Annotated in this window: 25 protein-coding genes; 10 read left to right on the top strand and 15 right to left on the bottom strand. The window is 61.8% G+C overall.

The genetic code is table 11. The features are described from left to right. Positions 1–43: 43 nt before the first annotated feature. Positions 44–952 (bottom strand): glutaminase B, encoded by a 909-nt coding sequence (glsB, locus tag PFLQ2_RS17515; RefSeq protein ID WP_003180388.1) that lies wholly within the window; start codon positions 950–952, stop codon positions 44–46. A 136-nt stretch (positions 953–1,088) separates the two neighbouring features. On the opposite strand from glsB, the gene PFLQ2_RS17520 reads away from it, so the two are divergent. Beyond that, a complete protein-coding gene (locus PFLQ2_RS17520; protein WP_003180386.1) occupies positions 1,089–1,283 on the top strand; it encodes a hypothetical protein in 195 nt (64 codons plus the stop codon). 10 nt (positions 1,284–1,293) lie between these two features. Here PFLQ2_RS17520 and PFLQ2_RS17525 read toward each other — a convergent pair whose 3' ends face one another. From PFLQ2_RS17525 to PFLQ2_RS17575, 11 genes are all read right to left on the bottom strand, one after another. After that, entirely contained in the window at positions 1,294–2,298 is a 1,005-nt protein-coding gene (locus tag PFLQ2_RS17525; RefSeq protein ID WP_225970861.1) for a hypothetical protein, read from the bottom strand. A gap of 172 nt (positions 2,299–2,470) precedes the next feature. Continuing rightward, entirely contained in the window at positions 2,471–3,877 is a 1,407-nt protein-coding gene (locus PFLQ2_RS17530) for a saccharopine dehydrogenase C-terminal domain-containing protein (protein WP_003180382.1), read from the bottom strand. Positions 3,878–3,968: 91 nt separating this feature from the next. Further along, a complete protein-coding gene (locus PFLQ2_RS17535) occupies positions 3,969–4,778 on the bottom strand; it encodes a DUF3618 domain-containing protein (protein WP_003180380.1) in 810 nt (269 codons plus the stop codon). Further along, the gene (locus PFLQ2_RS17540; protein WP_003180379.1) at positions 4,775–5,206 is read right to left on the bottom strand and encodes a phage holin family protein; all 432 of its coding nucleotides are present in this window, start codon (positions 5,204–5,206) and stop codon (positions 4,775–4,777) included. Before PFLQ2_RS17540 ends, PFLQ2_RS17535 begins: the two co-directional genes overlap by 4 nt. Next, complete coding sequence (locus PFLQ2_RS17545) at positions 5,206–5,859, bottom strand: hypothetical protein (protein WP_003180377.1); 654 nt, start codon at positions 5,857–5,859, stop codon at positions 5,206–5,208. Before PFLQ2_RS17545 ends, PFLQ2_RS17540 begins: the two co-directional genes overlap by 1 nt. A gap of 215 nt (positions 5,860–6,074) precedes the next feature. Then, positions 6,075–7,004 (bottom strand): ZIP family metal transporter, encoded by a 930-nt coding sequence (locus PFLQ2_RS17550; protein ID WP_003180375.1) that lies wholly within the window; start codon positions 7,002–7,004, stop codon positions 6,075–6,077. Positions 7,005–7,107: 103 nt separating this feature from the next. Continuing rightward, positions 7,108–7,989: a manganese catalase family protein gene (locus PFLQ2_RS17555; protein WP_003180373.1), complete on the bottom strand. Its 882-nt coding sequence runs from the start codon at positions 7,987–7,989 to the stop codon at positions 7,108–7,110. A gap of 248 nt (positions 7,990–8,237) precedes the next feature. Next, positions 8,238–8,615: a general stress protein gene (locus PFLQ2_RS17560; protein WP_033045972.1), complete on the bottom strand. Its 378-nt coding sequence runs from the start codon at positions 8,613–8,615 to the stop codon at positions 8,238–8,240. Positions 8,616–9,006: 391 nt separating this feature from the next. Continuing rightward, entirely contained in the window at positions 9,007–9,255 is a 249-nt protein-coding gene (locus PFLQ2_RS17565) for a metallothionein (RefSeq protein ID WP_003180368.1), read from the bottom strand. Between the two features lie 30 nt (positions 9,256–9,285). Next, on the bottom strand, positions 9,286–9,555 hold the full coding sequence (locus PFLQ2_RS17570) for a hypothetical protein (protein WP_003180366.1): 270 nt from the start codon (positions 9,553–9,555) through the stop codon (positions 9,286–9,288). A 57-nt stretch (positions 9,556–9,612) separates the two neighbouring features. Then, entirely contained in the window at positions 9,613–10,122 is a 510-nt protein-coding gene (locus tag PFLQ2_RS17575; RefSeq protein ID WP_003180364.1) for a ferritin-like domain-containing protein, read from the bottom strand. A 194-nt stretch (positions 10,123–10,316) separates the two neighbouring features. Here PFLQ2_RS17575 and PFLQ2_RS17580 point away from each other — a divergent pair, with 194 nt between their 5' ends. Further along, positions 10,317–11,156: an NAD-dependent protein deacetylase gene (locus PFLQ2_RS17580; RefSeq protein WP_003180362.1), complete on the top strand. Its 840-nt coding sequence runs from the start codon at positions 10,317–10,319 to the stop codon at positions 11,154–11,156. Between the two features lie 116 nt (positions 11,157–11,272). Here PFLQ2_RS17580 and PFLQ2_RS17585 read toward each other — a convergent pair whose 3' ends face one another. After that, entirely contained in the window at positions 11,273–12,175 is a 903-nt protein-coding gene (locus PFLQ2_RS17585) for a LysR family transcriptional regulator (RefSeq protein WP_003180358.1), read from the bottom strand. A 166-nt stretch (positions 12,176–12,341) separates the two neighbouring features. Between PFLQ2_RS17585 and PFLQ2_RS17590 the strand changes: the two genes are divergently transcribed. Genes PFLQ2_RS17590 through PFLQ2_RS17600 form a run of 3 tightly spaced genes read left to right on the top strand, consistent with a single transcriptional unit; the run spans position 12,342 to position 14,934 of the window. Further along, positions 12,342–13,040, top strand: a complete 699-nt coding sequence (locus PFLQ2_RS17590) for a CoA transferase subunit A (protein ID WP_003180356.1) — start codon at positions 12,342–12,344, stop codon at positions 13,038–13,040. 35 nt (positions 13,041–13,075) lie between these two features. After that, positions 13,076–13,741 carry a CoA transferase subunit B gene (locus PFLQ2_RS17595; protein ID WP_003180355.1) on the top strand — a complete coding sequence of 222 codons (666 nt, stop codon included), beginning with the start codon at positions 13,076–13,078 and terminating at the stop codon, positions 13,739–13,741. An 11-nt stretch (positions 13,742–13,752) separates the two neighbouring features. Continuing rightward, positions 13,753–14,934, top strand: coding sequence for an acetyl-CoA C-acetyltransferase (locus PFLQ2_RS17600; protein ID WP_003180350.1), 1,182 nt, complete (start codon positions 13,753–13,755; stop codon positions 14,932–14,934). 149 nt (positions 14,935–15,083) lie between these two features. On the opposite strand, the gene PFLQ2_RS17605 is transcribed toward PFLQ2_RS17600, so the two are convergent. After that, positions 15,084–15,752, bottom strand: coding sequence for an HAD family hydrolase (locus tag PFLQ2_RS17605; protein WP_003180348.1), 669 nt, complete (start codon positions 15,750–15,752; stop codon positions 15,084–15,086). A gap of 1,083 nt (positions 15,753–16,835) precedes the next feature. Further along, positions 16,836–18,182 carry an MATE family efflux transporter gene (locus PFLQ2_RS17610; RefSeq protein ID WP_003180346.1) on the bottom strand — a complete coding sequence of 449 codons (1,347 nt, stop codon included), beginning with the start codon at positions 18,180–18,182 and terminating at the stop codon, positions 16,836–16,838. A gap of 284 nt (positions 18,183–18,466) precedes the next feature. On the opposite strand from PFLQ2_RS17610, the gene PFLQ2_RS17615 reads away from it, so the two are divergent. The 5 genes from PFLQ2_RS17615 to PFLQ2_RS17635 are packed head-to-tail and all read left to right on the top strand — an operon-like array spanning position 18,467 to position 24,186. Then, complete coding sequence (locus tag PFLQ2_RS17615; protein ID WP_003180344.1) at positions 18,467–19,684, top strand: methyl-accepting chemotaxis protein; 1,218 nt, start codon at positions 18,467–18,469, stop codon at positions 19,682–19,684. Positions 19,685–19,695: 11 nt separating this feature from the next. After that, the gene (locus PFLQ2_RS17620; protein WP_003180343.1) at positions 19,696–20,064 is read left to right on the top strand and encodes a response regulator; all 369 of its coding nucleotides are present in this window, start codon (positions 19,696–19,698) and stop codon (positions 20,062–20,064) included. Positions 20,065–20,079: 15 nt separating this feature from the next. Continuing rightward, the gene (locus PFLQ2_RS17625) at positions 20,080–20,364 is read left to right on the top strand and encodes an STAS domain-containing protein (RefSeq protein WP_003180340.1); all 285 of its coding nucleotides are present in this window, start codon (positions 20,080–20,082) and stop codon (positions 20,362–20,364) included. A gap of 30 nt (positions 20,365–20,394) precedes the next feature. After that, positions 20,395–22,494: a chemotaxis protein CheA gene (locus PFLQ2_RS17630; RefSeq protein WP_003180339.1), complete on the top strand. Its 2,100-nt coding sequence runs from the start codon at positions 20,395–20,397 to the stop codon at positions 22,492–22,494. 33 nt (positions 22,495–22,527) lie between these two features. Next, positions 22,528–24,186, top strand: coding sequence for a methyl-accepting chemotaxis protein (locus PFLQ2_RS17635; RefSeq protein ID WP_003180336.1), 1,659 nt, complete (start codon positions 22,528–22,530; stop codon positions 24,184–24,186). Positions 24,187–24,199: the final 13 nt, after the last annotated feature.

Here is a 24,199-nt window from a genome sequence, read left to right as displayed (position 1 = left end):
AAGGGCCCGTTCCTCAACAGGAACGGGCCCTTTTTCGTGGAATCTAGAACACCGACCAGCCGATCCGCTGGCTGAGCAGTTCCAGCGCCGCCATGCCGGCCAGGGAGTTGCCGGCCACGTTGAGCTCCGGCGACCAGACGCACACCGTGAAGCGCCCCGGCACCACGGCGACAATCCCGCCGCCCACGCCGCTCTTGCCGGGCAGGCCCACGCGATAGGCAAAATTGCCCGCCTCGTCATAGAGCCCGCTGGTGGCCATGATGGAGTTGACCTGCTGGGTCTGGCGGGCGCTCAGGATTTGTTCGCCACTGTGCTTGCAGAATCCGTCGTTGGCGAGGAAGCAGAACGCCCGGGCCAGGTCGATGCAGCTCATCCTCAGGGCGCAATGGCTGAAATAGCTGCGCAGTACCGCTTCGACGTCGTTATGAAAGTTGCCGAACGACTGCATCAGGTAAGCCATCGCAGCGTTGCGGGCGCGGTGCTGGTATTCCGACTCGGCGACCTTGCCGTCCACCATCACCTGGGGATTACCCGACAGGCGGCGTACGAAATCGCGCATCGACAACGCCGGAGCGGCGAAACGCGACTGGTTGATGTCGCAAATCACCAACGCGCCGGCGTTGATGAACGGGTTGCGTGGTCGCCCCCGCTCGAATTCCAGCTGTACCAGGGAATTGAAGGGCTGGCCAGACGGCTCATGACCCAGACGCTCCCAAATCGCTTCGCCGGAATGCCCGATGGCCTGCACCAGGCTGAACACTTTGGAAATACTCTGCACCGAAAACGCCGTATCGGCGTCGCCTGCGCAATACATCTCGCCGTCGTTGCCGTACACGGCAATGCCCAGCTGATTGGGCGCCACGGTGCCCAGGGCAGGAATGTAATCGGCCACCTTGCCCTGACCTATCAGGGGGCGAACCGCATCGAGGATCTCGTTCAACAGTGCTTGCATATGCGCAGGGGTCCAGTCATTCCCCGTTCGAGTGCGGGGATACAGACGCTAGACGCTGATGGACGGGATCAGAGCACACTGAGTCTTTAAATCGAGCGGGCTATAGTGAAAAGGATCAAACCGCAGGAGGAACACCATGCGTCAAATCGTGCAAAAAGAACCCTGGTGGGCCTCGCCGCCCAGGCCGGGACAGGATGAAAGTGAGCTGGAATGGGGATGGCTGGTGGTCTACAGCGAAGGCGAGCCGCGTTTTGAATTCGTCAGGGAACGCCCTACCGACGAACAGATCCGCCGCCGCAAGGGCTGCCGCGTCACCCTCGGGTCGGAATGAGCCAGCACCGTCACGGCTCGATCTGTGGCAACACCACTGCCCGATTCGCCAGCTCCGTTTCCACCAGGTTGCCCTCGATTTCCTCGTCCAGGTAGTACACCGGCGCCATCACCCCGCTGAGGGGATGCTTGAGCGATTTGAACCAGGCCTCGTCGAACGCGGCGCTCAGGCTTTTGCGGATCTGTGCCTCCATTTCCGGGCGCTCGCCTTCGTGGATGATCGCGCGAACGCCTGCCACGCCCACAGAAATCAGCGCTCCCGCCGCCTTCCCGGCCACGGCCGCCGCTGCACCTGCCGCCCCTCGCGTGGCGAACTGCCCTTCGATCTTCTCGCTGGTGCGCTGGGCCACTGTGGCAATCACCGCGTCCGATGGCCCCGAACCGGTGGCGGCGGCCTTGTTGACGTGGTCAATCAGCGCGGCGTACGCCGGCAACGTGTTCAATGGTTCGGTATGGACCACCTCGTACAACGAAGCATTGCGCGTCGCCGGCGGACCCAGGTTGATGGCCGGAATGGCGTGCAGGCGCCGATTGATCCATTCAATGGGGATTCGATGCCGCTGGGCGATGACCTGGACCTGCTGATTGACCAGGCGCACGTAATAATCCGTCGCACTGGCCCTGATTGCCTCGGGGTCGATCTCCACCGCCACGGGCTCCAGCACCTGGTCGCGATATTGCTCCTGCAGGTAAACCGCCAGTCGCCGGGCCGAAGAGTCCTCCGCGCCCTTGGCACTGGCGGAATACCAGCCGACCTTCATCGCCAGCCACTCCTGCGTCCAGTAGCTGCTGAACCAGGGAATGAACTCAGCCTCGGTGCGCTCGTACACCAGCACCCGCCAATGCTCCATCGAACCGCTAGCATAGACGCCGGTCTGCTCCAGGGCGCTTTTCGAAGCGGCGATGATCTGCCGGTCGACCTGTCGCCAGGTGTCCTGGGAAACCGCCACCGTCGCTGCCTGTTGACCGCGCTGTGGCGTGGCGCACCCCGCCAGAACGAGCAAGACAGCCAACATCAGCGAACGCAGCACAATCGCGCCACCCCGGATTCATGTCACCCCTTGGTTGAGTATAGGCCGCGAAAAACCGCAACCGGCCTAAACACAAAACCCTGTGGGAGCAAGCTCGCTCACACAAGGGGCTTCATCGCGGGTGCCTTCGGGTCAGCCGAGTAATACCGCGACGCCTTCAGAACCGGGTGAAATGCTCGAATTGCCAGGCATCTGCCGCACCGTCCCGGGACGGCTCATGCACGGCCCCCACCGGCGTCCAATCGGTTTGCTGGCCTATCAAGGTGCCAAGGTAAGGCCTGGCCACTTCCAGCACCCGTTCGTAATCCATCTGCTCCGGTTCGACGATGCCGCGATCCGGATGCTCCACCGCCCACACGATTCCCGACAACACCCCCGCCGCCACCTGCAGGCTGGTGGCGTTGTTGAATGGCACCAGGGCCCGGGCCTCGTCGATGCTCAGCACCGATCCATACCAAAAGGCATTCAGGCCGTGGCCCATCAACAACACACCCAGCGCATCGATGCCGCCACTGTCGATTTCGTCGTTGAGGATGCGTTGCTGGCCTTGGGGCTGCCAGCCGCGGCCGATCAGTTCGTGAATCGATAGCAGCGCGTCGTTGCACGGATGGTAGGCGTAGTGCAGCGTGGGTCGATAGATCAGCTTCTGCCGCTCTTTCACCGTCAGCAGATCGGCGGTCGAAGCCGTTTCATGATGGGTGATCATCAGTCCCAGGCACGGTCCGCCTATTGGCGTCCACGTCTTGATCCGTACGCTGGCGCTTGGGCGTTCCAGATAGATGGCGTTGCGTGTGCCGAAGCGATGCCGCTGGGCAGACGATGGCCAACGGCGTTCGTGAGTGCCCCAGCCCAGCTCCGCTGGTTGGCGGCCCTCGCTGATGAACCCTTCCACCGACCAGGTGTTGACGAACTCATCGTCCTGCTTGAGGCGCAGGGAACGCTGGGTATCACGCTCGGCAAAGTGAATCACCTTGATGCCTGTCTGCATGCACAGGCGGGCCCAATCCACGCCTGCGCGCTGTTGTGGCAACGGATGATCCAGTTGCATCGCCAGTTCCACCAGGCCGGCCTTGAGCAGGTGCGTTATCAGGCCTGGATTTGCCCCGTGGGCCACGACGGCGGTGGGGCCTCTGCCGAGTTTTTTGCGCAGGTCCAGGACTTGGTAGCGCAACGCGTAATTGGTGCGGCGCGACAAGCTCAGTTGTGGGTCGCTGTAGCCGCCCGCCCAAGGTTCCACGCACGTGTCGAGGTACAGCGCGCCCTTGTCGCAGGCATACGCCATCAACGCCAGCGAGCTGACCTCCACCGAGAGGTTGACGATGAAATCTCCAGGCTTGACGAAGCGGTCCAGGATTTTGGCAAAGGTAGGCTCGGTCAATGCCTTGCGCACGAAGCGAATGCCCCGATCCTTGAACCAGATCTGCTGTTCGATCACCGGTGCGATCACGGTGATCTGCCTGACCGGGATGTGATCCTGGCCCAACAGTAATGGCAAGGTGGCCCGGGCGATGGAGCCAAAGCCGATGACAATCAGATGGCCGGTGAACGGTATTCGCTGTGCCATGTGTTCTCTCCTTGGAGAGACGGATTGATCACGCTGTAAAACCGACCGGCGCAGGTGTTGGTCACACTGCGCCGGCCCGTCGGGCCCTCGCCTATGAGGTGCCGAGCCCCTCCGACAGGTCAGTGCCGGAGCGCGCCTGGCCATTGGGTGCCGTGGGCGCCGTGTCATCACGGTGGCTGGTGGTCCGGCTCACCGTATCGCGCGCCGCCTCGTACCCCTCACGCGCCGTCCGTTTGGCTTTGTCAGCCATGCCGGCACTGGTCTTGCCCATCACCCGCTGCTCCGTGGACGTGCTGGGCAGTGCGGCGCCGAGCATGGCGCCCAGGGCGATCCCGGCAGCCGCCATCATCAAGGGTTGCTCCTTGAGCAGACGGCTCAATTGCGCGCCCGACTCTTGGGAGTAATGGGACATGCGCTCGCGCCTTTCGTGAGCGCTGTGCCGGGCATGACGAGCCCCTGCCCCCAGGTCATCGGCCAAGTGCGATGCCTTGTCCTTGAGATGGTGAAAACCTTCTCGCAACGAATCGCTGGTGCTGTGCAGATGTTCCTTGGCGCTGTCCAGGCCACCTGAAAGCCCCTCGCTCCAACCGCTGGACGCCTGGTCCGGACCGACACGGTAGCCGACGCGTGGGGGATGGTTCTGGCCCAGCATCAACCAGCAAAGGCCCACGGTAGTGAGCACCGTGGGCACCGGGTTGTTGCGCACGCTGGTGCCCAGGTTGCTGAAGAAAGCCGCGCCGTTACCCTGCATCAGGCTCATGGCCTGATCGAGCATCTGCCCCGGCGTGAACTTGCTGCCCAGGGCATCGACGATATGGCTAATGTGATCCCGTTGCTCGTCGATTTCACGCTCGATGGTTTCCGGGCTCTTCTGGGATTCGGTTTTGAATTCATCCTTCATGAGGCTTTCCTCCGCAGGGCTTCCTGGTCTTTGTTCAACGCATCGAGGGTTCGGTCAGGCTTGAAGTGCGAGGGTTCGAATTGTTTTTTGCCCGACTGCACCATGACGAACCCGATGATCATCGTCACCGCGCCGACGATCAGCGCCGCCAGCCAGGGTTGCATCATGGTGCTCAAGCCGTAGACCACCGCCATCAACAGGATGACAAAACCCGCCAATAGAACGATCGCTCCGCCCGCGACACCGGCGACGCCCGCCTTGAGGGTATTGACGCTTGCCTGGATCTCGGCCTTGGCCAGCGCCAGTTCCTTGGTAAACAGCGAAGGGACTTCGCGGCTCAACTGCTTCAACAGCCCCGCCACCGACGCATCGTTGTCGGTCACGGAAGTTGCGGCGGGACGCTGGAAATCAGGGTCTTGTCGGTTCATTACAACGCTCCTTTGCTATTGGCCGAACCGGGCAACGAGCCGGTGGCGGCGTCACTGGGATGGTCCTGGACATTGGGTGACGTGGGGGTAATGCCGGTGGCAAGCCCACTGGCGGTACCGGCGCCTGGGCCGATGGGATCGGGAATGGGGTCGAACGGCCGGTCCGCGGCGAAACCACCCTGGGGTGGTGTCGAATGCCCTTGCGCAGGGTCTTCACCATCGCTGGCAACCGGCGAACTGCCGGCCTTGAGGAACCGCGACAAGCCGAAGCCTACCGCCAAGCTGCCTGCCAGGAACAGCGCTGGGTTGTCCCGGGCCAGGCGCGAACCTTCGTGCAGCAGCTGTTCGGCGCTCTTGTTGCGCAAGGTGCTGGCCAGGCCTGTCATGCGATCGGCCATGTCCGCCAGGTAATGCGACAGGCCAAGGGTGTCGTTGTCTTCGAGCTCCGACATCGCCGATTTGGCGCCACGGGCCAGTGCGTCGATCTGATCCGCCGCCGTGTCGCGGTACTGACTAAATTGCGCGTCGGCTTTTTCGCGGGCGCTGCCAATGGCCTCGTTCACATCTTCCTTGATAGCGTCCACGTGTTCTTCGGGTCGCGCCTGGTTCGATGTACCACTTTGCCGTTCGGGGTTGTTGTCCGGGATAGTCATGTCTGTCCATCGCCTCCGTGATGAAAACTCAATAACGAGCAACCACCGCAGTGATGCCCAATACGTGTCTCTCAGAACAGATGACGGAGGGTGACAGGGGGGAGTTCAAACGAGTTTTGCGGTGGGACGCTGTGCGGTATCGAGCGCCGCTTGGGCACGCAAAAGCCTGCCCGAGGGGCGCATATAAGCAGGTTCCGAAACGGTCGAGGCCTTCCTCAACCCAACGCCGTATCGAGGAACATCATGACGGCAAACCCCATCATCAGCCCCAGCGTGGCCGGGGTTTCGTGGCCGTTGCGGTGGGTCTCGGGAATCACTTCGTGGGACACCACGAAGATCATCGCCCCCGCCGCCAGCCCCAGGCTGATGGGGTACGCGACGGCCACGCCCGACGACATGCCCAGGCCGATCACCGAGCCCAGCGGTTCCATCAGGCCCGAGCCCACCGCAATCAGCGCGGCACGCAAGGTGCTGATGCCGGTGACCCGCAACGCCATGGCAATGGCGAGGCCTTCGGGAATGTCCTGGATGGCAATGGCGGTGGTCAGGGGCAAGCCCACCTTGAAATCGCCGTCGGCGAAACTCACACCGATGGCCATGCCCTCCGGCAGGTTGTGCAAGGTGATCGCAAGCACGAACAACCAGACGCGATTGATGCGCTCGGCCTGGGGGCCTCGTCGGCCGCTCAGCTCATGTTCGTGCGGCACGAAACGGTCGAGGCCGATCATCAGGGCCACGCCCAACCCCAGGCCGACCACCACGACAAACGCGGCGAGCAGTTGGTTACCACAGATGATCTGCGCCGCTTCGATGCCTGGCAGGATCAGCGAGAAGGAACTGGCGGCCAGCATCATCCCGGCGGCGAAACCCAGCATGATGTCCTGGGTCCGCGACGAGATATCCCGCAACACCACTGCCATGACCGCACCCAGGGCAGTGGCGACGAAACCGGACGTGCCGCCCAGGATCGCGTAGCCCAAGTTGTGCCGGTCAGCACCGACCAATGCGTTGTAGCCGCTATACAGCAGCAGCGCCGCGACCACTGCCAAGCCCAGCCAGAAGCTCACCCCCAGCAACAGATTGTTTTGCACGGGGCCCAGCCAGGTGCGCCAGGGCGAGCGGATTCGGGAGGTGGGCTGGTCCATCGAATGTCCTTACTGTCTAACCATGGCTTATCCGATCGTTACCATGAAAATGGGAACGACCCGACGAAAATTCAGGCGAGGGAGTCGCCCCCCTCGCCTTTCTTTACAGTTTGTCAATTTGCATCCCCGAACCCAAGTCGGCGCCCGTGGTGGGATCGCTTTCAGGGTTGGACATCGTCCGCGCCTTCATGTCCATCAGCAACGCTTCATCTGCTTCACTCAACTGTACGCTGGCCATTCCGTCGCCGCCATCCACCGCAGGGGTTGGGTTCTCGACGAACTCCCAATCGTCGCCCTGGTTCCACGGACCGCGAACGGTCGGCTCGCCCTGGGACATATTGAAGTACACATGGGTGAACTCCGGCATGCCTGGCAATTTACCTTGAGGGAAATTCGGCTGGATCGCATGCAAAGCTTTTTCAAAGGACAGTTGGTGGGCGATTTCGCGGGTCATCAGAAAGCCCAGTGCCTCCTTGACGCCTGGATCATCGGTCACGTTCATCAGCCGCTCATACACGATTTTCGCCCGAGCCTCGGCGGCGATGTTTGAGCGCATGTCCGCTGTGGGTTCACCGATGGTGTCGATGTACGCGGCGGTCCAGGGCACACCGGCCGAGTTAGTCAGCGGCGAACCGGCACCGTACAAAACGCTGGTGATGTGCGAGTCGTTTCCGGCCCCATTGATGTCCCGGTACAGCTGGCCTTCCTGCTCGACGCCCTCGGCCATCTTGCCCTTGGCGCCTTTGTTCAGCATGACGATGATCGAACCGATCACCTCCAAGTGGCTGAGCTCTTCGGTGGCAATGTCCATCAGTAAATCCTTGCGGCCTGGATCGTCCTCGGACAGCGCCTGCGTAAAGTAACGTGACGCCGCCGCCAATTCACCTTGGGCGCCCCCGAATTGTTCGAGCAACAGGTTGGCAAGCCCAGGATTGGGTTCAGCGACACGCACGGTGTATTGCAGTCGTTTATTATGTAGAAACATGATTGAACTCCTCGATCAGCAATAAGACACGCGGACACTGCCAACGACAGGCCCACAAGACTCTGAAGAAGTTATACGGTTGATAATTTGGTTTTTATTCAACAAACAAGACGAACGGCAAACTGCAATTAAGTCGCCGTCTATATCGCCGCGTCATTGAATACGCAACAAGCGAAAACCTGTTGTGTTTGAAAAGGAATACAGTACAGGTCCCGCGCTATTAACGCGGGACCTGCAGCCTCGGGACGTTACGACTTGCGACCGCCACCGTGGCTGTTTTCACCACCTTTCTTGCCTGCTTCGGAGGCCTTTTCCCGGTCATTGGCGAAATTGCCACCCGACGCCTGGCCGCCCTTCTTGCCAGCTTCCGAGGCGCGTTCAGGGTCATTGGCAAAGTTGCCGCCCGAGGCTTGGCCGCCTTTGCGGCCGGCTTCTGCGGCACGTTCCGGGTCGTTGGCAAAATTACCACCCGAGACGTGACCGCCCTTGCGTCCTGCTTCGGCTGCGCGTTCTGGATCGTTGGCGAAGTTGCCGCCCGAAGCCTGGCCGCCTTTCTTGCCCGCTTCCGATGCTTTCTCACGATCGTTAGCGAAATTGCCAGGGTTGTTATTGCCTGTGTTAGCCATTTCATTCACCTCGTTAGTTGCTGTTAGCGAACCGCATTGGCTCGTCTTATTGAGAAAACCTGTCCCGCCCAAGGTTTGAAAAAAGGCGCGCATACCACGACGAACGGTCGTAACGATGAAGTTCACTTTCAAATGCACTAGTTGGATCTATTACAACCCGCTATCGCCCAAGCGGCGCGCCATTAATTATTTGAACAGTGCGTGTCTTTCCACGCCGTCCGCCAAAGACCGGATGGCGCCGGCACCCCTTTGCACCGGTCTCGTCACCCTGGCCTCGCGCCGTTCCAGGAAGCCAAAACTCGCGGGCTGCCGGTGTTGTCTTGCACCACCGCACTGACCGGCTTGCGGTGTCCGGGCACGCTGCTGCCAATGCCCGGATTCAAGCGAAAAATCAGGGAGAAATCGGGTCACTGGCTGGAAAGGTTTCTTCCAGGGCCTCGTCCAGTTGATTGTTGGTAATGTCCCGCCCACCGACCTTGCCGCTGCGCTCACAATGGCAATCCGGCGCCGGACAGGGCTCGCCGTTGGGGTGCTGCTCGGCACAGGCCTGGCTGCAATAGGCTTCGCCGTCGTGATTGAATACGCGCTCCGGATCTACCTTGCAGTGGCAATCCGGGCAGCCGCAACGTAACTCGTTCATGCTCGTCCTCCTGCGTTGTCCGGTGTCTCTTCAAGACCCCACCAGTAATTGAACTTCCAGATTCGCCGCCGCGACGCCATGGTTTTCGACATAAACATCGGCGGCCCAGCCCTTGGTCAGGTTGCGGTAGACCTGTGTGCCGAGCGCTGTCCCGCAGTCCCACTCCATGACGTCCCCGACGCTGATGTCATTGACCGAACGCAATTCGAAAACGGTATGGCCGCCCGCATCTGCCACGAGCACGCCGACCAGGCCGCTCTGGCGATTGATGGCGCGTACTTCACCGGTGGTTTTATTCATGCCTCTCCTCGTGAAGGCTGCTGGCCGGCTACAGGCGTAACCGGCCACACGGGCCCTTTAGCGCTTGGCTTCGGTATGCGGGTTGGCGGAACGTTCCAGGAAGGCCTGGGTGATTTCCGGCAAGTGTTCGCGCAACCAATCGGCCATGGCGATTTCCTGCGGCAGGATCTGTTCGCAGGCCCGTTGCGTTTCCACGTCACCGGCCACTTTGGCGGCCTCGATCAGCACCGTATAAGAAGCGATTTCCAGGTTCTCGAACACGTAGCCGCTCATCGCGCCCTTAACCACCTCGTCGGTCATCATCATGCCGCCCATGGCTTGGCCGAAAGCCATGAGTTTGCCGGCCATGTCCTTGATCATCGAGGTGCTGCCACCCAAGCGCTGGATGCACTGGTCCACCAGCTTCTGTTGCCCGAGTGTTTCCTCGATGTGCTGCTCGATCCGGGCCTTGAGTACGGGGTAGTGCTCCAGGCGTTCGGCCTGGGCCTTGAGCATTTTCTCCGCTTGCTGCTCCATGGCATGGGCGTCGTTGAGCCAGTCCAGGAGGTTCTCTTTAGGCGTTGCCATTTCGTTCTCCTTGCGAGAGGTCGCCACCGCACCGCAGCGCGACAATGATGGAAATACCGTACATAAAAGTGGATATCGCGGCGCTGAGGAAAGTTTGGCGGAACCGCCTTTCAGGGCGACGAAAGGCGCCGCCATCGTTTCACTGGTCGATGGGAATGCTAACCTCAACGGCTCCAGGCCAACGGAGACATGCCATGCCCGACGACCTTCACTTCGAACCGCTCGATCAGCTGCTGGAGCATATGGCCGGGCGCCGATTCCTGGTGCTCACCGGCGCCGGCATCAGCACCCCCTCGGGCATTCCCGACTACCGCGACAGTGAGGGCGTGCGTCGGGGGCGCCAGCCGATGATGTACCAGGAATTCCTCGCCCAGACCGAGTCCCGTCGACGCTATTGGGCGCGGGCGATGCTGGGCTGGCCACGGGTGAGGCAGGCCCGGCCAAACGTGGCCCATGAAGCCTTGGCCGAGTTGCAGGCACAGCAGCGCATCAGCGGGTTGATTACCCAGAATGTCGACACGCTGCACGACCAGGCCGGCAGCCAGGACGTCATTGAACTCCACGGCAGCCTGCACCGCGTGCTGTGCCTGGATTGCGAGCAGCGCAGCGAGCGGCAGCAGATCCAGTTGTTGATGGAAGCGCAGAATCCTTACCTGGCCGGTGTCGACGCCGTGCAGGCGCCCGACGGCGACACCCTGCTGGACTCGGCGTTCGAGGCGCGCTTCCAGGTACCCCGCTGCCCCCATTGCGACGGTGAGCGCTTGAAACCCGACGTGGTGTTCTTTGGTGAAAATGTCGCTCCCGCCACTGCGACCCGCGCCACTGAAGCCGTCCGGCAAGCAGATGGCCTGCTGGTGGTGGGCTCGTCGCTGATGGCTTATTCGGCGTTTCGGCTCTGCAAGGCGATCAAGGACCAGGGCAAGCCACTGTTGGCGATCAACCGGGGCAAGACCCGGGCCGACGAGTTGCTGGACTTGAAACTGGAAGAGCCTTGCGAGTGGTTGTTGCCGTTGCTGACACAGCACCCGTTTTAGCAACGCCCGGACCCTTTGTGGGAGCGGGCTTGCTCGCGAAGACGATGGAAGATTCAATACTGCTGTCGACTGATACACCGCTTTCGCGAGCAAGCCCGCTCCCACAGTGGCCGGGGTCAACTCGCGGCCAGCTGCGCACCCAACTCCTGCCCCTTGATCGTATCGAACAACGCCTGCGCGGCCGCCGACAATTCATGCCCGGGCTTGGTCAGCACGCCAATGGCCCGTTCGATCACCGGGTCGCTCAAGGTGATGCAACGCGCGCCCAGCTCATGCATTTGCCCGACACACAGCGCCGGCACCGCGCTCACGCCCAGCCCACTGGCGACCATTCGCCCGACCGTCGCCAACTGGTGGCTTTCGAATTCCACCGGCAGTTTCATGCCCCGTGCCTGCAAATGCTCTTCCAGCATCACCCGGACGGTGGACGGCCGTTGCAGGGTGATGAACGGCTGCTCCAGCAAGGCCTGCCATTTGATCTCGCTGACCCGGGCCAACGGTGAATCCAGCGGCACCACCGCGACGAAGCGATCCAGATACAGCGGGGTGAAGGCCAGTGAAGAACTCTGCATCGGCTCGAACGCTACGCCCAACTCGACATGCCGGTCACGCACCATCTCCAGCACCTGCTCGTTGATCACGTCGTTCACCGTGACGTTGACATTCGGATAGCGGGCGCGGAAGGTCTTGAGGATGGGTGGCAGCAGGTTGCCGGCGAACGAAGGCATCGCCGCCAACGTCACGCGACCACGCTGCAAGGTGAAGCGCTGGCGCATTTCATCCTCGGCGTTGTCCCAATCGGCAATCAGCCGGCGGGCCAGCGGCAGCAAGGATTCGCCTTCGGGTGTCAGCGCCACGTTGCGGGTGTTGCGGCTGAACAAGCGCCCGCCCAGGCCTTCTTCCAGCGCCTTGATCGTCAAGCTCAGGGCCGACTGGGACAAATGCAGTCGCTCGCACGCGACGGCAAAGCTCAGGCTCTGGGCCACGGCGAGGAAGGCACGGATTTGCTTGAGGGTCATGGTCGCTGTGCTCCCAGCGGCAAGCGGTAAGTTTTGAGCAGCAAGTGGCTGTCACTCATTAATGAGATTAATCAATAAATCCAACCTAAAAATCAACTTAACAAATATATGACTTGGCGCAACACTGCATTTCATTGCGACCCCATCAAGAATAAAAGAGGTGTCTATGGCAGGTTTCGACAAACGCGTGAGTTCTTATGAAGAAGCGCTCGAAGGCTTGAAGGACGGCATGACCGTCATCGCCGGCGGCTTCGGCCTTTGCGGCATCCCGGAAAACCTGATCGCCGAGATCAAGCGCAAGGGCATCCGCGACCTCACCGTGGTGTCCAATAACTGCGGCGTCGACGGTTTCGGCCTCGGCGTGTTGCTGGAAGACCGGCAGATTCGCAAGGTGGTGGCCTCCTATGTCGGTGAAAACGCCCTCTTCGAGAAGCAACTGCTCAGCGGCGAAATCGAAGTCGTGCTCACCCCCCAAGGCACCCTCGCTGAAAAAATGCGCGCCGGTGGCGCAGGCATCCCGGCATTCTTCACCGCCACGGGCGTCGGCACGCCGGTGGCCGAGGGCAAGGAAGTGCGTGAATTCCATGGCCGCCAGTACCTGATGGAAGAATCCATCACCGGCGACTTCGCCATCGTCAAGGGCTGGAAAGCCGACCATTTCGGCAACGTGGTCTACCGCCATACCGCGCAAAACTTCAATCCGCTGGCCGCTACGGCGGGCAAGATCACCGTGGTGGAAGTCGAAGAAATCGTCGAACCCGGCGAGCTGGACCCGACGCAGATCCACACCCCCGGCATCTACGTCGACCGGGTCATTTGCGGCACGTTCGAAAAGCGCATCGAACAGCGCACCGTGCGTAAGTGATCCCCTGCCCCCGGCCCGAATGAAGGAATAACACCATGGCACTTTCCCGTGAACAAATGGCTCAACGCGTCGCCCGCGAAATGCAGGACGGCTATTACGTGAACCTGGGCATCGGCATTCCGACCCTGGTCGCCAACTACATCCCCGAAGGCATGGAAGTCATGCTGCAATCGGAGAACGGCTTGCTCGGCATGGGCGCGTTCCCCACCGAAGCCGAAGTCGACGCCGACATGATCAACGCCGGCAAGCAGACCGTCACCGCGCGCATCGGCGCCTCGATCTTCTCTTCGGCCGAATCGTTTGCCATGATCCGCGGCGGCCACATCGACCTGACCGTGCTCGGCGCGTTCGAAGTGGACGTCGAAGGCAACATTGCCTCGTGGATGATCCCCGGCAAACTGGTCAAAGGCATGGGCGGCGCGATGGACCTGGTGGCCGGCGCCGAGAACATCATCGTCACCATGACCCATGCGTCCAAGGACGGCGAGTCGAAACTGCTGCCCCGCTGCAGCCTGCCGCTGACCGGTGCCGGTTGCATCAAGCGCGTGCTGACCGACCTTGCGTACCTGGAAATCCAGGACGGCGCCTTCATCCTGAAAGAACGGGCCCCGGGCGTCAGCGTCGAGGAAATCGTCGCCAAGACCGCTGGCAAGTTGATCGTGCCGGACCACGTCCCTGAAATGCAGTTCGCTGCCCAGTGAGGAGAGATTCGATGCAAGAAGTCGTGATTGTCGCCGCCACCCGTACCGCCATCGGCAGTTTCCAGGGTGCGCTGGCTTCCATTCCCGCCCCGGAACTCGGTGCAGCGGTGATTCGTCGCCTGCTGGAACAGACCGGCCTTGCCGGCGAGCAAGTCGACGAAGTGATTCTTGGCCAGGTGCTGACCGCAGGCTCCGGGCAAAACCCGGCACGCCAGGCGTCGATCCTGGCGGGCCTGCCGCACGCAGTGCCAGCGCTGACCCTGAACAAGGTCTGCGGTTCGGGCCTCAAGGCCCTGCACCTCGGCGCCCAGGCGATTCGCTGTGGCGATGCTGACGTCATCATTGCCGGTGGCATGGAAAACATGAGTCTGGCGCCCTACGTGCTGCCGGCCGCCCGCACCGGCCTGCGCATGGGCCACGCGAAGGTGATCGACAGCATGATCACCGACGGCCTGTGGGATGCCTTCAACGATTACCACATGGGCATCACCGCCGAGAACCTGGTGGACAAGTACGGCATCAGCCGCGAAGAACAGGATGCCTTTGCCGCCTCGTCCCAGCAGAAAGCCGTCGCCGCCATCAAGGGCGGTCGGTTCGCCGATGAGATCACGCCGATCCTGATTCCCCAGCGCAAAGGCGATCCCGTCGCCTTCGCCACTGACGAACAGCCGCGCGCCGGCACCACCGCCGAATCCCTGGGCAAGCTCAAACCGGCGTTCAAGAAGGACGGCAGCGTCACTGCCGGCAATGCTTCGTCGCTCAACGACGGTGCTGCCGCCGTTGTGCTGATGAGCGCCGAAAAAGCCAAGGTCCTGGGCCTGCCGGTGCTGGCAAAGATCAGCGCCTACGCCAATGCTGGCGTCGATCCGGCGATCATGGGCATCGGCCCGGTCTCGGCGACCCGGCGTTGCCTGGACAAGGCCGGCTGGTCACTGGATCAACTGGACCTGATCGAAGCCAACGAAGCCTTCGCCGCCCAGTCCCTGGCCGTGGCCCGGGAGCTGCAATGGGACATGGCCAAGGTCAACGTCAACGGCGGCGCCATCGCCCTGGGGCACCCTATTGGCGCGTCGGGCTGTCGCGTACTGGTGTCGTTGCTGCATGAAATGATCAAGCGCGATGCCAAGAAAGGCCTCGCGACCTTGTGCATTGGCGGCGGTCAAGGCGTCGCACTGGCGCTGGAACGGGCCTAGTCGCAGAGGGTTCTACGGTGGCGGTGCGGCCCCACGAATGTCCGCACCGCCACTGGCAACACCACCGGCGCAACCTCGGTTTCGCCGTTTTTTTTTGCCGGGCGCCTGGCGTGCGTTTGTCACGGGCAGCCTCGTGAAGCGTGTAGGGGTTATCGAGCCATGCCCAGGCGCATCAGTCCACCTTCGACCATGTCCACCGCCAGGCCTCGGTAATCCTCGATCAGCGGATGGATGCTGGCCAGCGGATGGGTATGTGTCGCCGTCACCACGATCACGTCCGCTTCCGCCGCCTCGCCAGCCTGGATGCCCGCGTGAGCGTCTTCGAAGACCAGGCATGTTTGCGGTGGCACTTGCAACCGCTCGGCGGCCAGGCGATAGCACGCGGGGTCAGGCTTGCCTTCGCTGACATCTTCGGCGGTGATCATCACGTGCGGACGCGCAATGCCGGCCGCTTCCATACGGCGCAAGGCCAATGCCAAGGGAGCCGAGGTGACGATTGCCCAGCGATCCGGCGGCAGGCTTTTCAGGAACTGTGAGGCGCCGGGCACCTGCACCACACCTTCGACGTCTTCGATTTCCTCCCGGGTAATCTGCTCGGCCTCGGCCCTGGCATCGACGCCCGGCAAGCGCTGGCGGGCGATGGTGTCGATGGCCCGCACGCCATGGATCGTCGGCAGGAACGTCGCCACATCCACGCCGTGGCGCAGGGCCCAGCGAGTCCAGATCCGCTCGGCAGCGGCGATGGAATTGAGCAATGTGCCGTCCATGTCGAAGAGGAAGGCGCGGTAACCAGTGTCGGAGGGGATTGTGGCAGGCATCGGATCCTCGTGAAGGCGTGGCGAATGACGGCCACTGTATCACCGTCATGCGCCTCCACGGGTTTGCATGCCAGCCACCATACCTCGGCATACTCAGATCTCATGTGGGACCGAGCTTGCTCGCGAATGCGCTGGGTCAGCTTGAAGTGATGGTGAATGTGCCGCCGTCTTCGCGGGCAAGCCCGCTCCCACAGGGTCCGGTGCCTTGCGCAAATGCCGCGTATACCCGCGATCCACTGTGGGAGTGAGCTTGCTCGCGAATGCGCTGGGTCAGCTTGAAGTGATGGTGAATGTGCCGCCGTCTTCGCGGGCAAGCCCGCTCCCACAGGGTCCGGTGCCTTACGCAAATGCCGCGTATACCCGCGATCCACTGTGGGAGTGAGCTTGCTCGCGAATGCGCTGGGTCAGCTTGAAGTGATGGTGAATGTGCCGCCGTCTTCGCGGGCAAGCCCGCTCCCACAGGGTCCGGTGCCTTACGCAAATGCCGCGTATACCCGCGATCCACTGTGGGAGTGAGCTTGCTCGCGAATGCGCTGGGTCAGCTTGAAGTGATGGTGAATGTGCCGCCGTCTTCGCGGGCAAGCCCGCTCCCACAGGGTCCGGTGCCTTACGCAAATGCCGCGTATACCCGCGATCCACTGTGGGAGTGAGCTTGCTCGCGAATGCGCTGGGTCAGCTTGAAGTGATGGTGGATGTGCCGCCGTCTTCGCGGGCAAGCCCGCTCCCACAGGGTCCAGTGCCTTACTCAAATGCCGCGTATACCCGCGATCCACTGTGGGAGTGAGCTTGCTCGCGAATGCGCTGGGTCAGCTTGAAGTGATGGTGGATGTGCTGCCGTCTTCGCGGGCAAGCCCGCTCCCACAGGGTCCGGTGCCTTGCGCAAATGCCGTGTACACCCGCGATCCACTGTGGGAGCGAGCTTGCTCGCGAATGCGGTGGGTCAGCTTGAAGTGATGGTGGATGTGCTGCCGTCTTCGCGGGCAAGCCCGCTCCCACAGGGTCCGGTGCCTTGCGCAAATGCCGCGTACACCCACAGGTTTTTATGCCAGGCCCAAAATACCCCGGCTACTTAACATGGGTCATCTACACCAGTCGCTCGATCGCCTGGTGCTGCCAGACCCGTTTGTAATACAGGGTCTGCAACAACAGCATGCTCAGGTACGCCACGGGAAACGCCATCCACACCCCTTGCAGACCGAAATGCGCATCCAGCAGGTACGCCGCCGGCACTTCCACAGCGACAATGCAAAAGATCGAGATCGCCACCGGCACCAGCACTGTGCCGCTGGCGCGCATGATGCCGCCGACGATTGCCTGGAAGCCGAACACCAGCAGGCTCCAGAGCATGATATGCAGCAGGTGTTCGGCCTGGACCCGCGCCACCGGGTCGGTGATGAATAGCCCCAACAGCCAGTGAGACAACAAGTACCCCAGCACCACCAGCCCACCCGTGAGCCAGACATTGATCAGCAGCCCCGTACGCAGAATCGGCCCCAGGCGCTCCAGGCGTCCGGCACCAATTGCCTGGGCGCCGAGGATCGAGGCGGTGATGGCGATCGACAGCGCCGGAAATTGCACGTAATTGACGATCTGCGTCACCGCGCCATAGGCCGCCGTGGCTTGGGAGCCGTGGCGGTTGACCAGTGCCAGGATCACCAGCTCCGACAGGGAGATCACCACCATCTGCAACCCCGTGGGCAGGCCGATGCGCAGCACCTTGCCGAGGATGACCCGGTCCAGGCGCATCGCTGCGAACAGGGCGCGGTCCGGCGCCAAGGCATGCTCGCGACGGTTCAAGCGCCACGCGAGCAAGAGCATGGCCGACGAAGTCCCCACCAACCCTGCGAATGCCGCGCTCTGGATGCCCATTTGCGGCAACCCCAGCCAGCCACGAATCAACGCAGGCGTGAGCATCAATCCGATGCTGGTGGACACCAGCAACGCGAGCAGCGGCGACAGCGTATCGCTCACGCCGCGCAACAATTGGGTAAACACCACGAACACCAAGAGGATCGGCAAGATCCACATCATGACCCGGGCATACGAAACGGCGTCCTCCAGCACATCGGCCGGCGTGCCCAGCCCTTGCAACGCCTGGCGCGCAAAGACGCTGCCGAGCACCGCCGCCACCAGCCCGATGATCGCCCCCAGCAACAGTGTCGAACCGGCAACAGCCTTCACCGTACCGGTTTCCCCCGCGCCATAGGCCTGCCCGATCAACACCCCGGCTCCCGCGCCCAGCCCGATCACCAGGGCGATGAAGAAAAACACGATGGGAAACATCCCCGACACCGCCGCCAGCGCCTGGGTACCGAGCATTTGGCCGATATAGATGCTGTTGAACGTACCGGACATGGACTGCAGGAAGTTGGACAGGACCATGGGTGTCAGGAACAGGAGGTAGGTTTTCCAAAGAGGCTGGGTGGGCATGTGGGCTCTGATGGCAGGTTCAAAATTCGGCTGCCGTTAATCTAGCTCAAACCCTCCCTGTGGCGAGTGATTTAATCCCTTCGCCACGCATTTGCTCATCCGATTTCATTTTCTTGGACTAGTCTCGACAATTTACCAGTGGCATCATAGGATAATGGCACATGGCCAGCGACAAGCCGCTGGCGCCGGGGAACTGACAGCCGGTCATAAAGTCCGGGTAGCTACAGCAGATAACTTGGCATTAGCAAATAACTCTTCAGCAATACCTGTTCAGGGACCGAACCATGACGCCGTATTCCCCCGGTCATTCTTTTACCGCAAAAACCTCGCCACTCCTTTGGCACCCCGTAGCTGTGGCGATTGTCGCCAGCATTGGCACGCTGACGCTGAACGGCACGAGCGGGCAAAACATCGGTTTGAGTGTGCTGCTGGTGATCCTTGGTTTAGCTGTCGGCGTTATCGGCGCGCGGTCTCAAGGCCGCCAACTTGAAGGTATCATTGCAGCGACCGATGCCCAGCACGCTCTGCAAGCCGCCAACAGCATTCAGCAACAAGCCAGTGCTCAGCTCAACGAAGTGATCCTCGGCGCCATGCCGATCTGGGCCAAGCAAGTGGAGAGCTCACGCCAGCAGACTGAAACCGCGATCGTCTCGCTGACCAGCCGTTTCACTGGTATTTCCTCTCGCCTTGAAGAGACGGTGCAAGCCTCGCAACTGGCCGCTGGAGAGTTGGCGGGCAGCAGCAGCGGCGGAGCCGTTCAAGTGCTGGCGCAAAGCGAAGGCGAACTGGTGAAGGTCATCGACTCCTTGAAGTCCACCCAAGCCAGCCGCGACGAAACCCTGGCCCAAGTGCGCAACCTCACCGCCTACACCGGCGAATTGCGGACCATGGCTGCCGATGTCGCAGCGATTGCCGCGCAGACCAACCTGTTGGCCCTTAACGCCGCCATCGAAGCCGCCCGGGCGGGCGAAGCGGGGCGCGGTTTCGCGGTGGTGGCCGATGCGGTGCGCGCGCTGTCGAGCAAGTCCAGCGAGACTGGCCAACAGATGTCAGCCAAGGTCGACGTCATCAACACCTCTATCACCCAGTTGGTCCAGGCCGCCTCCAGCGGCGCCGACCAGGACAGCCAATCAGTGGTCGTGTCCGAGGGCAGCATCCAGCGCGTGCTCGAACGTTTCAAGAGCGTCACCGGGCGCTTGGCCGACTCGGCCGACCTGCTGCAGCGGGAAAGCTTCGGCATTCGCGACGAACTCACCGAAGTGCTGGTCAGTCTTCAATTCCAGGATCGGGTCAGCCAGATCCTCAGCCATGTGCGCGACAACATCGAAGACCTGCATGTGCATGTGCAGCAGGCCAGCCAGTCGCCCGAACAGGCGCCCTCCATCGACGCCCGCCAATGGCTGGCGCGCATGGAAACCACCTACGCCACCGACGAGCAACGCCGTAATCACCACGGCAGCTCGGCCGCGCAACAGGATTCACAGGAAATAACCTTCTTTTAGGAGCGCCATTCATGGCTAAAAATGTATTGGTTGTCGACGACTCCGCGAGCGTTCGGCAGGTCGTCGGCATCGCGTTGAAAAGTGCCGGCTATGACGTGATCGAGGCCAGCGATGGCAAGGACGCCTTGGGCAAGCTCAACGGCCAGAAAGTGCACCTGATCATCAGTGACGTGAACATGCCGAACATGGACGGCATCACCTTCGTCAAGGAGGTCAAGAAACTGGCCAGCTACAAGTTCACGCCGATCATCATGCTGACCACCGAATCCCAGGAATCGAAGAAGCAGGAAGGCCAGGCCGCAGGCGCCAAGGCCTGGGTGGTCAAGCCATTCCAACCGGCGCAGATGCTGGCGGCGGTATCCAAGCTGATTCTTCCTTGATGGCCGGAGGCTTCAATGCCACTGCTGTACGAAACAAACGGCGACATGGCCCAAGTGCAGATCGACGGTGAACTGACGATCTACACCGCTGCCGATCTGTCCGCGCAATGGCTGCCACGACTGGGCGCGACGCCACATATGGCGCTGGATCTGTCGCAGGTCACCGAGATGGATGGCGCCGGCTTGCAATTGCTGCTGATGATTCAGCGCGAGGCCCCCAAGGCCGGCACCCAACTGACAGTGACCGGCCAAAGCAAAGCCGTTACGGAAACACTCGCTCTGTGCAACCTGGTTGCCTAGAGACACGTCGGATACGACAAGGATATGAGCGTGAGCATCAATCTCGATCAGGCACAACAAACCTTCATCGTCGAGGCACGGGAACAGCTGCAAGCGATGGAGGAATCGCTGCTGCAACTGGAAACCGACCCGAGCGACGATGACGCCATCGGCGCGATCTTCCGGGCGGCCCATACGATCAAGGGCTCGGCCGGGCTGTTTGGCCTGGAACCGATCGTCAGCTTCACCCACATCGTCGAAGACGTGCTCGATCGCCTGCGCGAAGGCAGCGTTGCGGTGGACCCGGGCCTGATCGCGGTACTGCTCAAGTCCGGCGACCACATGCTTGAGCTGATCGACGTCGTCGCCAATAAAGGCGCGACGTTGCAGCCCCCTGCCCTGGCCCGGGAAAAAGAGCTGTGCCAGATTCTCCAGGAATACCAGGCGCCCCCAGCCGCAACCGAACCAGAACCGGTGCAGGAAACCGAAACGGACGCACCCGGCGAAGCGAGCCTTTGGCACATTTCCCTGCGTTTTGGCCTGGACGTGTTCCGCAACGGCATGGACCCGTTGTCGTTCCTGCGTTATCTGCAGACGCTGGGTGAGATCGTCCGCATCGACACCAACACCGAAGCGATGCCGACCATCGACGCTTGGGACGCCGAGTCCTGCTACCTGGGCTTCGACATCGAGTTTCGCTCGAATGCCAGCCATGGGGCGATCAACGAGGTCTTCGATTTTGTCCGCGAGGATTGCGTGATCGACATCGTTGCCGCACAAGACGCCGAGCCCCAAGCGAGCACCGACCTGGTCGCGACGGCGCAGGCACAGGCTGACGAAAGCACCGCCCTGGTCACCACCGGCGAACTGTTGCCGGACCAGCGCAAGACCCCTCGCCTGCCGGCCCAGGTCACGTCTGACAAACAGGCAGTGGCCAGCGAAGGCAAAGCCAGGGACGGAGCGTATGTACGGGTCAACGCCGACAAGCTCGACGAACTGATCAATCTGGTCGGCGAACTGGTGATCGCCAGCGCCGGTGCCAGCTTGCTCGCACGCACCTGCCAGAACGACCCACTGCAAGAAGCGGCCTCGTCGGTGTCCGGCCTGGTGGAGGAAATCCTCGATGGCGCCCTGCGCCTGCGCATGATCCCCATTGGTGAAACCTTCAACCGCTTCCGTCGGGTGGTGCGCGATGTCAGCCAGGAATTGGGCAAGGACATCGACCTGATCATCAGCGGTGCGGAAACCGAGCTGGACAAAACCGTGGTGGAAAAAATCGGCGACCCGCTCATGCATTTGCTGCGCAACGCCATGGACCACGGCATCGAAACCGCCGAGGCGCGGCTGGCGGCAGGCAAACCGGCCAAGGGACACCTGCACCTCAATGCCTACCACGACTCGGGCAGTATCGTGCTGGAAATCGCCGATGACGGCGCCGGCCTCAATCGCGACCGCATTGTCGAAAAAGCCCAGGAACGCGGGCTGATCGCACCGGGTGCGAACCTGACCGACCAGGAGATCTACAACCTGATCTTCGAAGCCGGTTTTTCTACCGCCCAGGCCGTCACCAACCTTTCTGGCCGTGGCGTGGGCATGGACGTGGTCAAGCGCAATATCACGCTGCTGCGCGGCACCGTCGACCTGGACAGCCAACCGGGCAAAGGGACCGTGGTGCGCATCCGCTTGCCCCTGACCTTGGCCATCATCAATGGGTTCTTGGTCGGCATCGGCCAATCCACCTATGTGATTCCACTGGACATGGTCCAGGAGTGCATCGAACTGAGCGAAGACGATGGCGTCGCCAGCCGCGAACAAGGCTACCTCGACTTGCGCGGCGAAGTGCTGCCGCTGGTGTACCTGCGCGATCACTTCCACCACGAAGGCCCGGCTTCGCGCCGGCAAAACGTGGTGGTAGTGCGCTACGCCGAACTCAAGGCCGGCCTGGTCGTCGATGACCTGCTCGGTGAATTCCAAACCGTAATCAAGCCCTTGGGCAAGCTGTTCGGCGCACTGCGCGGCATCAGCGGCTCGACCATCTTGGGCAGCGGCGCCGTGGCATTGATCCTCGACGTGCCGGCACTGCTGACCCAAATCGCACAGATAGAAAACCGCTACACCTCAAACCCATCACAACACGCCACTGCTCGCTGACGCTTTAGCAACTCCATGGAGAGGTATTCCCCAATGAAATGGTTCTACGATCTTAGAATCGCCACCAAACTGATCACCTCGTTCCTGGTGGTGCTGGCGCTCACTGCCGTCATGGGCGTGTTCTCGATCATCCAGCTGGGCCAGGTGAACGGCACCACTGTTGAAATTCGCGAAAACTGGATGCCTTCCATGCGTGCGGCGTCGGGCATGCGTTTCTTCGGGGCGAGCTATCGCCTGAAAGAAAACCGCCACATCGCCGCCGACTCAGACCAGGAGCGCAGCACGCTCGAACAGGAAGCCGCAGAGGCCAGGAAAGCCTTCGAAACACGTCTGGACACCTATGAAAAACTGCTCTCCAACGCAGAAGATCGCCAGTTGTTCGAAGCTGCCCGAAAGGACTGGGTCGCTTACCTGGCGATCAGTAAGGACCTGCTTGCGCTGTCCCGGCAGAACCTGACCGAGCAGGCCCATGCGCTACTCAAGGGCGAGTCCAAGCGTCAATTCGATCTGGTGACCGCCGACTTGCAGAAGCTGGTAGAGCTCAACGATACCGGGGCCGCCGCGGCCAGCGAGCGCGGCGCAACGCTGTTCGAAAACGCGCGCCTGTCGATCATCGCCGCGCTGGTGGTCGCGCTGTTGGTGGGGCTGGCCCTGGCACTGTTCATCTCGCGAATTATTTCGCGCCCATTGAAACAAGCCGCCGCCGTGGCCGAGCAACTGGCCGAAGGCAACCTGAACGCGAAGATCGAAGCCGGCTCCAAGGATGAAACCGGCATGGTGCTCAACGCCATGCAAAACATGGTGGGCAAGCTGTCGCACATCATCGGTGAAGTGCGTAACGCGGCGGATAACCTGGCCAGCGCCTCCGAAGAAGTCAGCGCCACCGCACAATCGATGAGCCAGGCCACCAGCGAACAAGCTGCCAGTGTCGAGGAAACCAGCGCGTCCATCGAGCAGATGAGCGCCAGCATCAACCAGAACACCGAGAACGCCAAGGTCACCGATGGCATGGCGAGCAAGGCGGCCAAGGAAGCCACCGACGGCGGCGAATCGGTGCAGCAGACCGTGGTGGCGATGAAGAAAATCGCCCAGCGCATCAGCATCATCGACGACATCGCCTACCAGACCAACCTGCTGGCGCTCAACGCGGCCATCGAAGCGGCCCGCGCCGGAGAACATGGCAAAGGCTTCGCGGTGGTCGCCGCCGAGGTGCGCAAACTGGCCGAACGCAGCCAGGTGGCGGCCCAGGAAATTGGCGAACTGTCCTCCAGCAGTGTCGACATGGCCGAAAAGGCCGGACATCTGCTCAATGAGATGGTCCCATCGATCAACAAGACTTCGGACCTGGTGCAGGAAATCAGTGCCGCTTCCGAGGAACAGGCCGCGGGTGTGGCGCAGATCAACACGGCGATGACCCAGCTCAACCAGGTGACCCAGCAAAACGCCTCCAGCAGCGAGGAGCTCGCCGCCACCGCCGAGGAGATGAGCAGCCAGGCCGAACAGCTGCAGCAGGCCATGAGCTTCTTCACCCTGGACTCGCCGTCGAAATCCGCCGTTCAGGTTTCCAGGGCGGATAACACGCCCGGTCCGTCCAGCCGCAAAACGGCCCGGGCACCTGCACCGGTGATGCCCAAGGCGTTCGCCTACAACATGGCTAGCGCGCCGGACGAGTCGGAATTCACCCGGTTCTGATAGCCCGGTTCCA

Origin of the sequence: Pseudomonas fluorescens Q2-87 (genome assembly GCF_000281895.1) — a bacterium.
Lineage (GTDB): Bacteria > Pseudomonadota > Gammaproteobacteria > Pseudomonadales > Pseudomonadaceae > Aquipseudomonas > Aquipseudomonas fluorescens_S.
Note: the sequence above shows the minus strand (reverse complement) of the source record. Positions and strands in the feature narration are given on the sequence as shown.

Bases quoted from the DNA above. Each gene is read 5' to 3' on its own strand.
- PFLQ2_RS17580 (WP_003180362.1), top strand. From the start codon at position 10,317: ATGCCCGACGACCTTCACTTCGAACCGCTCGATCAGCTGCTGGAGCAT.
- PFLQ2_RS17605 (WP_003180348.1), bottom strand. From the start codon at position 15,752: ATGCCTGCCACAATCCCCTCCGACACTGGTTACCGCGCCTTCCTCTTC.
- PFLQ2_RS17545 (WP_003180377.1), bottom strand. From the start codon at position 5,859: ATGACTATCCCGGACAACAACCCCGAACGGCAAAGTGGTACATCGAAC.
- PFLQ2_RS17525 (WP_225970861.1), bottom strand. From the start codon at position 2,298: ATGTTGGCTGTCTTGCTCGTTCTGGCGGGGTGCGCCACGCCACAGCGC.
- PFLQ2_RS17585 (WP_003180358.1), bottom strand. From the start codon at position 12,175: ATGACCCTCAAGCAAATCCGTGCCTTCCTCGCCGTGGCCCAGAGCCTG.
- PFLQ2_RS17595 (WP_003180355.1), top strand. From the start codon at position 13,076: ATGGCACTTTCCCGTGAACAAATGGCTCAACGCGTCGCCCGCGAAATG.
- PFLQ2_RS17600 (WP_003180350.1), top strand. From the start codon at position 13,753: ATGCAAGAAGTCGTGATTGTCGCCGCCACCCGTACCGCCATCGGCAGT.
- PFLQ2_RS17610 (WP_003180346.1), bottom strand. From the start codon at position 18,182: ATGCCCACCCAGCCTCTTTGGAAAACCTACCTCCTGTTCCTGACACCC.
- PFLQ2_RS17530 (WP_003180382.1), bottom strand. From the start codon at position 3,877: ATGGCACAGCGAATACCGTTCACCGGCCATCTGATTGTCATCGGCTTT.
- glsB (WP_003180388.1), bottom strand. From the start codon at position 952: ATGCAAGCACTGTTGAACGAGATCCTCGATGCGGTTCGCCCCCTGATA.
- PFLQ2_RS17620 (WP_003180343.1), top strand. From the start codon at position 19,696: ATGGCTAAAAATGTATTGGTTGTCGACGACTCCGCGAGCGTTCGGCAG.
- PFLQ2_RS17615 (WP_003180344.1), top strand. From the start codon at position 18,467: ATGACGCCGTATTCCCCCGGTCATTCTTTTACCGCAAAAACCTCGCCA.
- PFLQ2_RS17520 (WP_003180386.1), top strand. From the start codon at position 1,089: ATGCGTCAAATCGTGCAAAAAGAACCCTGGTGGGCCTCGCCGCCCAGG.
- PFLQ2_RS17555 (WP_003180373.1), bottom strand. From the start codon at position 7,989: ATGTTTCTACATAATAAACGACTGCAATACACCGTGCGTGTCGCTGAA.
- PFLQ2_RS17540 (WP_003180379.1), bottom strand. From the start codon at position 5,206: ATGAACCGACAAGACCCTGATTTCCAGCGTCCCGCCGCAACTTCCGTG.
- PFLQ2_RS17560 (WP_033045972.1), bottom strand. From the start codon at position 8,615: ATGGCTAACACAGGCAATAACAACCCTGGCAATTTCGCTAACGATCGT.
- PFLQ2_RS17575 (WP_003180364.1), bottom strand. From the start codon at position 10,122: ATGGCAACGCCTAAAGAGAACCTCCTGGACTGGCTCAACGACGCCCAT.
- PFLQ2_RS17535 (WP_003180380.1), bottom strand. From the start codon at position 4,778: ATGAAGGATGAATTCAAAACCGAATCCCAGAAGAGCCCGGAAACCATC.
- PFLQ2_RS17570 (WP_003180366.1), bottom strand. From the start codon at position 9,555: ATGAATAAAACCACCGGTGAAGTACGCGCCATCAATCGCCAGAGCGGC.
- PFLQ2_RS17625 (WP_003180340.1), top strand. From the start codon at position 20,080: ATGCCACTGCTGTACGAAACAAACGGCGACATGGCCCAAGTGCAGATC.
- PFLQ2_RS17635 (WP_003180336.1), top strand. From the start codon at position 22,528: ATGAAATGGTTCTACGATCTTAGAATCGCCACCAAACTGATCACCTCG.
- PFLQ2_RS17565 (WP_003180368.1), bottom strand. From the start codon at position 9,255: ATGAACGAGTTACGTTGCGGCTGCCCGGATTGCCACTGCAAGGTAGAT.
- PFLQ2_RS17590 (WP_003180356.1), top strand. From the start codon at position 12,342: ATGGCAGGTTTCGACAAACGCGTGAGTTCTTATGAAGAAGCGCTCGAA.
- PFLQ2_RS17550 (WP_003180375.1), bottom strand. From the start codon at position 7,004: ATGGACCAGCCCACCTCCCGAATCCGCTCGCCCTGGCGCACCTGGCTG.